Below are 10186 nucleotides of genomic sequence, written 5' to 3' on the forward strand. Positions count from 1 at the left end.
GACGGCGCTTCGGGCCTTTTGCAAGGCGGCTCATGCCGCCCCGAACCCGCGCTGGACAGGCGGGGCAAATGAAATCCGCCCCCACTTCCATTTGCGCCGCGGTTTTATGCGTCACATGAAACCGCGTGACGCTAAACCAATGGCGTTCGTCGATCGAGTCTGGCGGTGGCCGGCGAAAGATCGTTGAAGAACGATCCGCGGCCAACCGCAATGCATGATTGGCGTGCTGCTTAACGCCCGCGCGAACGGCCGCGGGGTGCGCCGCCGCTGCGATTGGCGCCGCCGGCGTTGGCATTGCCGCCGCCCGCACGGTTGCCGGCGCCGCCGCGATTGCCACCCGGCCCACGGTTGCCACCGCCGCTGCCCGGATTGGGACCGCCGCTGCCGCCGGCGCGTTTGCCGCCGCCAGCCGCACGGTTGCCACTGCCCGACGGTGCGCGATTGCCATCGACTTCACGGCCGCCACGCGGGCCGCCCGCGCCACCGCCCATCGGACCGCTGAAACCACCGGCGCCACGGCCGGCGCCGCGATTGCCGTAACCACCGCCGAAACCGGCGCCCGCGCCGCCGCCGAAGCCACCGCCTGCCGCACCGCGTCGACCTTGGCCACGCGGTTGCTGCTGGTCGAACCGGCCATGCGACATCAGCACGGGTTCACGGCTAATGAAGCCCATCGACGTCTGCATTGGGTCCGGCTGCTTGCGCTCCGGCGTTTCCCGGCGGCCGCCCTTTTCTTCCGTCGGAGCCTTCAGGCCGACCGACGCCATCAACGCGCGCACCTGGTTGTCCTCGAGCTCTTCCCAACGGCCGCGCTTGAGACCCTTCGGCAGCGAAATCGGGCCGTGACGAGTACGGATCAGACGGCTGACCATCAGGCCGGCCGCTTCGAACATACGGCGCACTTCGCGGTTACGCCCTTCGGCGAGCGCGACGTGATACCAATGATTAGTGCCTTCGCCGCCGCCATCGCGGATACGCAGGAAGTTCGCCGGGCCGTCTTCCAGCTCGACGCCGTGCAGCAGCTTCTGACGCATGCCTTCGGCCAGTTCGCCGACCACGCGCACCGCATACTCACGCTCGACGCTATAACGCGGGTGCATGAAACGGTTCGCCAGATCGCCCGACGTGGTCAACATCAGCAGACCTTCGGTGTTGAAGTCGAGACGGCCGACCGCGAGCCACTTGGCGGTTTTCATCGGCGGCAGATTGTCGAACACCGACGGGCGGCCTTCCGGATCCGCGTGGCTGACGATTTCGCCGGTCGGTTTGTGATACAGCAGCACGCGCGGCGGCTTGTTGGCCAGCTTGCGCTTGACCGGCTTGCCGTTGATGCGGACCTGGTCGGTCGGCATGATGCGCTGGCCGATGTGAGCCGGCTCGCCGTTCACCGACACGCGGCCAGCGACGATCAGCTCTTCCATATCGCGGCGCGAACCCATGCCGGCTTCGGCCAGCACCTTGTGCAGCTTCGGCGCGTCGTCGTCGGCCGCGAGCACGCGCTTGGGCGCGGCAGGCTTGCCACGGCGCAGCATCGGCGCGCGCACGCCGCCGGTGGCGCTGTTGTCCGCGTCGAACGCGGGCGATGTCACATACGAGAACAGGTCGTCCTGCCCCGCGGCGGCCGCTGCCACCGGCGCTTCACCACCGCGGCGGTTGTTCTGGCGCTGGCCGCCTTCGCGCGGCTGACGCTCGCGTTGACCTCCTTCACGAGGTGCGCCGTCACGCGGTGCGCCCTCGCGCTTCGCGCCTGCATTGCGACGCGGCCCTTGACCCTTGGCGCCGGCGTCCTTGCGCGGCATGCGCACTTGCGCGACGACTTCGCCGTCCGGCGGCGCCTCGGTGACGACCGGCGCTCCTTGCGCGGGCGCGCCTTCGGCGCCCTTCGTCTTCGCGCCGGCGCGGCGCCGGGCGATCAGGCTGCGCGGGCCGCGACGCAGGCCGCGGCGCGGACGGTCTTCACCGTCTGCTTCCGTGGTCTGCGCCGGGCGCTCGCCCTCGCCTGCCGACGCTTGCGTGGTGCGCGTTTCGTCAGCGCGCGCCGACGGCACGGCGCGCTCGGATTCGGACGAATCGGTGTCGTGGGTATGTGTCAAAACAACCTCAAAATGTCAGGTCGCGCACGCCCGTTGCGGGCGTGGCAAAAAAAGTTCGGTTACGTCAGGCGCTGCGCGACTCGGGTTCGTCGTCGGTCAGAATGCCTGCGTCCTGCGCCGCATCGCGACGATCCTCAGGATCGCCGTGCGCCGCCTTGGTCGGGTTCGGCTCGGCGGCGTGCTCCGTATTGCGGAGTACGCCCGAGTCGTGCGCGGGTGTTGCCGGATCGGCCTGGGAGACCGGATCGTGATTCTGTGCGGACTCGGCGGCGCCGGTCTGCGGTGCAACGTGTGCCGTTTCAGCATGTTCTTGCGCGGCCGGCGCGGCAGCGGCGTCCGGATGCGCCCCGGAAAATGCCAATGCGTCTCGCGCCGCGATTTCCGCTGCGCTGTCGGCCGCCTGCGCCGATTCCACCGGCTCAGCGTGCTGCGTTTGATGCTCTTCAGCGAGTTCGTCAGCGATTTCCGTTCCCGACGCCTCGTCTATTGCTTGAAGCCGGCTGTCAACGGCATGGCTAGCTGCGTCAGCGGAGTCGGATTGCGGCGCTTCGTCCGTGGCTTGCGGAATATTCTCCGACTCGCCATCGGCAGTTACGCTCACAAATTCGTCCACAACAGCGTCGCCTGCAACAACGCCTGCTTCAACCACAACGCCGGAATCCACCAACTCCTCTTCCGAAGCCAAAGCCTGTCCGACATCGGCGTCAGCGAACTCGATCGCATGCTGGCCGAGCAGATCCGCGTTCAACTGCGCCGACGGATCGGCGAGCGGCGGCAATTCGTCCAACGCTTTCAGCCCGAGGTCGTCGAGGAACTGCCGCGTGGTCGCGTACAGCGCGGGACGGCCCGGTACATCACGATGACCGATCACCTCGATCCAGCTGCGATCTTCGAGCTGCTTGACGACTTGCGTATTCACCGTGACGCCGCGAATCTCTTCAATATCGCCACGCGTCACCGGTTGCCGGTACGCAATGATCGCGAGCGTTTCGAGAACCGCGCGCGAATATTTCGGCGGTTTCTCAGGATGCAAACGATCCAGATACGAACGCATCGCGGGCTTGCTTTGAAACCGCCACCCCGACGCCAGCCCGACCAACTCCACACCGCGCCCAGACCAGTCCTGCTTGAGGTCTTCGAGCAAAGTCCGAACGGTGTCTGCCGACACGCCGTCGGCAAAGAGCTTGCGCAACTCGCCGAGCTTTAACGGCTCCTGCGCGCAGATCAAGGCTGTCTCGAGGACGATCTTCGCCTCTTGGGTATTCATGCAGCTAGGTCAGACCCTGTGGTCAAAGAACCGGATCAAACAGACGATGTGGAACTGAAGACGCGCTCGCCCGATTCTGATCGGTCATATTGATGGGAGCACGCACCGGGGGGAGGCGAAACAGACAATCGAGCCAAACCCAGCCGGACGGAGCAGCGATATTCCTGAAAGGAACCGCGTGACTGAGCGCCATATTACGCAAAAACAATCAGTGCGTAAAGACGAAATCCCCCGCGCATTTTCAAGCCACGCCTTGGCGGACGTGCTTTAGCGAAAAAGTGGGCTTAATTTGACAAAAACCCGCTTTCTTCGCGCTGTTCTTCGCCTGGTTGGTTCAATAGCTTTGCGCCGCCGCCTGTTCCGCCACTCACTTACTGCGCCGTGGCGTGTTCCGCCAGGAACCGTTTCAGGCGCTCGACGCCCGCGTCCAACCGCGCCGTGTCGCAGGCGTAGCACCAACGCACGAAGCCCTCGCCTTGCGGACCGAATGCGCTGCCCGGCGCCACGCCGAGCCCGACGTCCCGCACCATCGCCTTGCAAAGCTCCAGACTGCGCGAGGCGCCCGGCATCGAGAAAAACAGGTACATCGCGCCGGGCGGCGCCTTGACGTCGACGCCAGGGACCGCGGCGAGCGCGCGCACCAGATGGTCACGCGACGCCTTCAGGTCGCGCACCAGTTCCTGTGTAAAGCGCTCGCCCTGCTCGATGGCCGCGATGCCCGCCTGCTGAACGAAGGCCGGCGCGCACGAGGTGTTGTACTCGACGAGCTTGCCCAGATCGTCCATCAACGCGGCCGGCGCGACGATCCAGCCGAGCCGCCAGCCCGTCATCAACCATGCCTTCGAAAACGAATTGACGCAGATCACGCGTTCGTCGCGGGTGGCCAGATCGAGGAACGAAGGCGCGGTGCGCGAGGGCGCGCCGGTCGCGTCCACAGAAATATCCGCATAGTAAAGGCGCTCGTAGACCTCGTCCGCGACGATCCAGATACCGTGGCGCCGGCAATGCGCCAGCACGGCGCGCTGCTCGTCGCGGCTCATCACCCAACCGGTCGGATTGTTCGGCGAGTTGATCAGCAGCATTTTCGTATCGGGCGTCAGCGCCGCCAGCAATTGCTCGAGGTCGAGTTGCCAGCCGCGCTCGCCGTAGCCCAGCGCGACGGTTTCGACGTGCGCGCCGAGAATTTTCGGAATCTCGACCAGATTCGGCCAAAGCGGCGTCACCGCGACGACGCGGTCACCCGCGCCCACCACGAGTTGCGCCGCGAGCATCAGCGCGTTCACACCCGCGCTCGTCACCGCGATGTGCTCAGCCGATGTCTCGCCATGCAGGTCGCTGACATAGCCTGCCAGCGCGGCGCGCAGCGGCGCGATGCCGAGATTGTGGGTGTAGAACGTCGCGCCGGCCGCCAAGGCGGCGCTGGCGGCGTCGCGGATAAAGGCCGGTGTGACGCGGTCGGACTCACCGAACCAGAACGGCAGTACGTCGTCGACGCCGAAACCGGCGTTGGCGACTTCGCGGATCTGCGAAGGACGTAGTGCGCGCACGGCGTCGCGCGCGTTCGGGATGGATGGCACGGGCAGATCCGATTCGCTCATCGAGGCTTCCAGACGGGTGAAGGGCATGGGTTGAAATTCAGCAGAGGCGACAGTTTAGCTTGGCGCGACTTTTCGGGACCACGAAATCGGCGACTGAGAAGGCGTGGCGGGACGATCGGCCGCCGGATGGGTTGCGGCCAGGCGCCGCGCTTCGAGAACGGCCACATTCGTCCCATCGCACCCTTTCCGATCATGCGGCGTCGCGCGCATCACGCGACCGCACCTTTGCTGTCCACGGGAGCAGCGCACTCCCCCGCGCGACGGCGCTTTTGCCGCTCGCTCACGGAAACATCGCGCACACCGCACCACCGCCGACTAGCTCAAATCCTCCGCCCGTCCCGGCAATTGACGAATCAGCCCCCACACCGCCTCCGCCGCCGGCGACAGCGACCGGTCGCGCCGCCGCACCAGTTCGACCGTGCGCTCCGCGCGCGGCACGAGCGGCCGGGCCACCAGCGAGGCGCCCGCCGGCAGCGGCAAGGCCAGCCAGGGCAGCACGCTCACGCCGACGCCCGCCTCGACCAGCCCAAAAACGGTCGCGGAATGCCCCAACTCCTGCACCACGGTGGCGCTCACGCCATATTCCTGCATCGCGGCGTCGATGATCGGCCGGCTGCCCGACGCGTAATCGAGCATGACGAGCTGCTGGCCGTCGAGATCCGTCCACGCCACGCGTTCCTTCGCCGCCAATGGATGATCGTCGCGCGAAACGACGCAGAACGAATCGGTCATCAGCGATTCGCTGAGCAGGTCGTCGGCGGAAAACGGGCCAATGATCACCCCGAAATCGACCTCGCCCGACTTGACCTTACGCACCACGTCGCTCTGCACGTCGTCGCGCAGCCCAAGCGCGATATAGGGGAATTGCTGTCCGCACGAGGCCACCACGCGCGGCATGAGCCGGCACGCCACCGTCGGGCTGGCGGCCACCACCACGCGTCCGCGGCGCTGTTCGCCGATTTCGCGGATCTCGCGAAGCGCGTCGTCCAGATCCGTCAGCAGACGCGACACGCTAGACACCAGGTTGCCGCCGACATCCGTGAGCTGCACCTCGCGGGTGGTGCGATCGATCAGCTTGAGGCCGATCTCGCCCTCCAGTTCGCGCACGCAGCGACTGACCGCCGACTGTGTAAGGCCGATTTCATCGCCGGCCCGGCTGAAGCTCTGCAAACGGGCGACCTCGATAAAAACCCTTAGCTGGCGCAACGTGACATTCATTTACCAACCTCATCAATTACATCATTTAATGCATATTGTAAGGCTAAAGATAGCACCACAGTCGCTTTTCGCAATCTCGCTGCAATGCAGCAATAAGGCGCAAACGCACGCTGGTCGGGCCTGATTGCACAAGATTGGTGATTGTCCCGATTTGCGAGATGGGTTTTTTGGATTCTTATACGCCCCTAGCTAGCGCCCGCGCTGGCCCGCTGTCACGGGGCTCTCAGGCGGTTGGACTCAACTTGGCACACTTCCTGCATTTATCTGCAGACAAGGGTCGGCGCCATGATTCTGACTGCATAGCAGACCGTGGCAAGCCCGACCCTCCTTGGCACTCGCCTATCGAGTGCATGGAGAGTGCGCGGCGCGGGGCAGCGCACCGGAGTTAGCTTCGCTGAGGTGAAACATGATGCTGTTCGACGATTTGAGAGACAACGAGTGGGCGCTGGTCGAGGCGTTGTTCTGTGCGGAGCCAGCACGGAGCGAACGGCGCGGTCGGCCTCGCGTGGAAGCGCGCGCGGTTGTCAACGCCGTGCTGTGGGTGCTATCGACGGGCGAAGGCTGGTCCAAACTGCCGGGCCGCTATCCGTCGCCGCCGACTTGCCGCCGTCGCTTCGACGAGTGGCAAGCCGATGGTACGCTCGCCGAAATAGTTAAGCGACTCGGCACAAGCGGCCGTGAAATTTCGCTGCGCGGCCGGATTGGCGCGACCGCCGCGAAACCACCGGCACCGCCGAGCCGTGACCGCCTGCGCGGCGCATTCTGGACCAATCCGGAATCGTGGCGCGCGCCGGTCAAGATGGCCTGACGCAACTGCCTTTTCCTCCGGGCGCCTGCGGGCGCCCGGCGTGTATCAATCCCAGGTCGAGGCGTCTTGACGCACGCCGTACCTGTCATGGGCACCGCTCTTCGGCGCGCCCAACATAGTCGTCCCTTCCCGTTACACCCAGCCTGCCTGCGCGCTGCTTCAGACGTCTGAAGCAGCGCGATAGTTGCTGGTGAAACATCCATTTACTATTACTTACAGCGTGCTTTCGCGACTGGGCATACCTTATATGTATGCAAACAGGCCTTGAGTCGATCGGCTTGACGGGAGCTCAGCATGAAACCAATGTCACTGCTTCTGTGCGGCATTGTCGTTTCATCGATGGCCGCACCGGCGCTTGCCCAGCAGCGCCAACAGGCTTGGAACTGGCGGCCGGATCGTCCGGCTACCATCGAAGCCTGGCAGCAAAGCGATACGCGCGCCCGCGACTTCACACCGCCGGCGCCGCGCGGAGACTTGCGTGGCGATATCGCCAGCAATGTGCGAACGCGGCCGGAGGCGCCTCGCCAGGATCCTACGCACCGACGTTAGGCGGAGTCGAGCGTGAGCAAAGCCCGTGCGGCCCACTCGCGAAACTCCGTAGCGCATATTGAATAATTGGGGGAACCACCTCGCGTTGTGCCAGTCTGATTTAACGCCATTAGCACAGCGTGGCAGTAGTAATTCCGGTACGCCCGTATCCTCGCGATACGGGCTTTTTTTTCAGGTTTTCGTTGCGCAAACGAAGCCTGCGCGACGCCTGCGGGCGCGCAAGACGCACGGCGCGACACGCAGGTGCAATGACGTGGATGGAGGGCAACAATGGAGACACCGCCAGCCGCTCGAAGCGGCCGGAAAACAACGCCTGCCAGCCTGCCGGACCTAAGGCCGGACTTCGAGCGCGGCGGTGGGCCGCGTGTCGGCTGTAGCGACGACGTAGTCGTTCATGCGCTGTGCTGTCCAGGTGAGCAGACGTTCGTCATGGGCGAGCCGCGCGAACTCGGCTCTGCCCCGCTCAGTGAGCACGGCGATATCGACCGGTGCGTGGAAACCCGGCGCCGGCGCGACAGTGCGCTGCCGAACGGTGTCCATCAAGCCTAGTGCGCGAAGATATTGGAAAACACCCGGCCTTCTAGCCCATGGGACCTGGCGATATTGCGCCCGCCGCAGCGCTTCAAGTACCGCTTCGTTGGAATACGTGGTCATCTCACTTCTTTCTTAAAGTGCAGCTATGACACATTTATGCCCAACACGTCACCGCGCCACCAGTGACGCGCGTAGCACCCGCCCTTGGCTGGAAGCTGACTGCAACTCGTGCAGTCGAATTCCGCCAGGTGCTGCCTGGTCTCGTTTTCGGAACCCCCGTCTGAACGGCATGTTAGCGTTCTGTCCACGAACCGGCGATGCAACCGCTGCGGCGCGATAGCAAGCCCGTGGATTTGTCCCGAAAGACATACGTTACCGCATTTAAATTGATTCTATTCACTTTATTAGCGCTTTTTTTTGCAGCAATCGTGCTATGGAAAGGCGCCCGCCGACCTCTAGCCATCTGCACGGTCGCCCTCTTCTGGCTGCTCGCGGCCGGCTGGCTCACCGCGCCCTTGCTGAAATTGGCGCAGCCGCGCTGGCGAACCGAGACGCCTGCCACGTTCGCGCCGCGCACCGCGATCATCATGCTGGGCGGCGGCACGATCTACGACGACGACCACGTCCTCGTGCCCCCAAGCGACGTGCTTGCGCGTATTGCGGCGAGCGCTGAGAACTACGCCGCCTGCAAACGCGCGGCGGATACATGCCATGTGATCGTGAGCGGCGGCAATCCGCAGCGGCATCGCGCGACTGAAGCCGACACCTATCTGCCTTACCTGCTGCGCCGACAGGTGCCGCGCGCGGACATCGTGCTGGAAAATCGCAGCCGCACGACCTACGAAAACGCGCGCAACGTTTCCACCATTTTGCAGGGCTCAGATTACGATTCGCTGATCCTCATCACCTCCGCCTATCAGATGCCGCGCGCCTTGCTCGACTTCCACCGTTTCGGCCTCGCGCCGCAACCACTGATCTCGAACGCGCTAGGCGCACGTCTTGGTGTACTGCCGCGATATGACAACCTGGTGACTGCGGAGACCGCGCTGCACGAATTGATTGGCATCGCGCAATTTCACGTCTATCGCGCGATCGGCTGGTTCTGAAATTCATTTCTGAAACTCAAACCGCATTACAGACCGATTTATTTAGAAATACGAAGAATGTTCCTGAGCGGCAACGGGTTATCGTGACTCCCCGCTCGACTCACCGCGCATCGCGACGGCCGGTTGAGCGTAACAAGATGTAACGAATTGTCATTGCAGTTACAAAACCGTCTGTTGGAGCGGATATTGCTGGCTAGAATGCATTGTCTTTCCGTTTGGACAGGCAAGTACTCGGGTCCACAACCACTCTGCGGAGGTAGCGATGAAGAAAGTGTCCCTGGCGATCCTGGTTTCCCTCAGTGCCGTAACGGGCGCGGCTTATGCGCAAGACAACGGCGTCATGATGAGCACCGATCCGGCCAAGGCCGCCGACGTCGAACAGCGCGCGCAAGATTTGCAAAACCGCCAGCAAGCAATGGAAAGCGCACCGGCCACGCCGATGAAACATCACAAGTCGGCCCCGCATCACAAGAAGGCCCCTAAGGCCGACGCCGGCTCCTAAGCGCAGTTACCCGACTCACCCGCGGCCGCGCCGCGAAGGTGAAAAGCCGAAGCCGGCACCGCCGGCTTCGGCTTTTTTGTTGTTTAATGGGCTGGCGAAAGACTCGCCAGAGGCGGAGCAGCGCGGCGCGCCGACCTGCCCCGCGCCAGCGGTTCAAGGCCTCGCGGCGCCTGGCTGGCGGTGTGCTAAAGTCGCGCACCGACCGGCGCCTGGCCGGAATCCCCTAACCCGTGCGCACCTTGGTGCGGAGGACAGCATGAGCAACATCCAGCTTGATATCGAATGGACTGAAGCAGCATCTCGCAAAATCGAAAAACTGATGCCGCGCGGCGGTCAGGAAGCGTTTCTGGCGCTGCCGCCCGTCGAATGCCTGCCGATGGAAGGCGACGTGCTGTTTCTCGGCCCGGACGGCAAGCAGCAGCCGTTCATCGTCGCGGAACGCCAGTATCACCATGACGGCGACGCCGACTGGACCATCATCCTGATTCTCGACGTCCCGCAAGCCACGCAT

At 64.2% G+C, this 10186-nt stretch carries 9 protein-coding genes and 1 pseudogene; 5 read left to right on the forward strand and 5 right to left on the reverse strand.

Annotation, left to right across the window (positions count from 1 at the left end; genetic code table 11):
* Positions 1-230: 230 nt before the first annotated feature.
* The 4 genes from rluB to PQR42_RS38785 all read right to left on the reverse strand — a co-directional run bounded on the left by rluB (position 231) and on the right by PQR42_RS38785 (position 6176).
* A complete protein-coding gene (gene rluB / locus PQR42_RS38770; protein ID WP_408391159.1) occupies positions 231-2093 on the reverse strand; it encodes a 23S rRNA pseudouridine(2605) synthase RluB in 1863 nt (620 codons plus the stop codon).
* A 64-nt stretch (positions 2094-2157) separates the two neighbouring features.
* On the reverse strand, positions 2158-3360 hold the full coding sequence (gene scpB / locus PQR42_RS38775; RefSeq protein ID WP_408391156.1) for an SMC-Scp complex subunit ScpB: 1203 nt from the start codon (positions 3358-3360) through the stop codon (positions 2158-2160).
* 371 nt (positions 3361-3731) lie between these two features.
* Entirely contained in the window at positions 3732-4958 is a 1227-nt protein-coding gene (locus PQR42_RS38780) for a pyridoxal phosphate-dependent aminotransferase (protein ID WP_408391222.1), read from the reverse strand.
* A 315-nt stretch (positions 4959-5273) separates the two neighbouring features.
* Complete coding sequence (locus PQR42_RS38785) at positions 5274-6176, reverse strand: LysR family transcriptional regulator (protein ID WP_408218637.1); 903 nt, start codon at positions 6174-6176, stop codon at positions 5274-5276.
* A 409-nt stretch (positions 6177-6585) separates the two neighbouring features.
* Between PQR42_RS38785 and PQR42_RS38790 the strand changes: the two are divergent.
* Positions 6586-6981: pseudogene (locus PQR42_RS38790) on the forward strand (transposase); the annotation flags it as partial.
* A gap of 297 nt (positions 6982-7278) precedes the next feature.
* The gene (locus PQR42_RS38795; RefSeq protein ID WP_408218640.1) at positions 7279-7533 is read left to right on the forward strand and encodes a hypothetical protein; all 255 of its coding nucleotides are present in this window, start codon (positions 7279-7281) and stop codon (positions 7531-7533) included.
* Between the two features lie 330 nt (positions 7534-7863).
* Here PQR42_RS38795 and PQR42_RS38800 read toward each other — a convergent pair whose 3' ends face one another.
* Positions 7864-8187, reverse strand: coding sequence for a hypothetical protein (locus tag PQR42_RS38800; protein WP_132374957.1), 324 nt, complete (start codon positions 8185-8187; stop codon positions 7864-7866).
* Between the two features lie 266 nt (positions 8188-8453).
* Here PQR42_RS38800 and PQR42_RS38805 point away from each other — a divergent pair, with 266 nt between their 5' ends.
* The 3 genes from PQR42_RS38805 to PQR42_RS38815 all read left to right on the forward strand — a co-directional run.
* The gene (locus PQR42_RS38805; protein WP_408218643.1) at positions 8454-9173 is read left to right on the forward strand and encodes a YdcF family protein; all 720 of its coding nucleotides are present in this window, start codon (positions 8454-8456) and stop codon (positions 9171-9173) included.
* 262 nt (positions 9174-9435) lie between these two features.
* Positions 9436-9675: a hypothetical protein gene (locus PQR42_RS38810; protein ID WP_408218646.1), complete on the forward strand. Its 240-nt coding sequence runs from the start codon at positions 9436-9438 to the stop codon at positions 9673-9675.
* 256 nt (positions 9676-9931) lie between these two features.
* Positions 9932-10186: hypothetical protein (locus tag PQR42_RS38815; RefSeq protein ID WP_007182306.1), on the forward strand; the 255-nt coding region annotated here is incomplete at its 3' end.

The sequence above is a fragment of the Paraburkholderia sediminicola genome (assembly GCF_046027355.1).
Taxonomy (GTDB): domain Bacteria; phylum Pseudomonadota; class Gammaproteobacteria; order Burkholderiales; family Burkholderiaceae; genus Paraburkholderia; species Paraburkholderia sediminicola_B.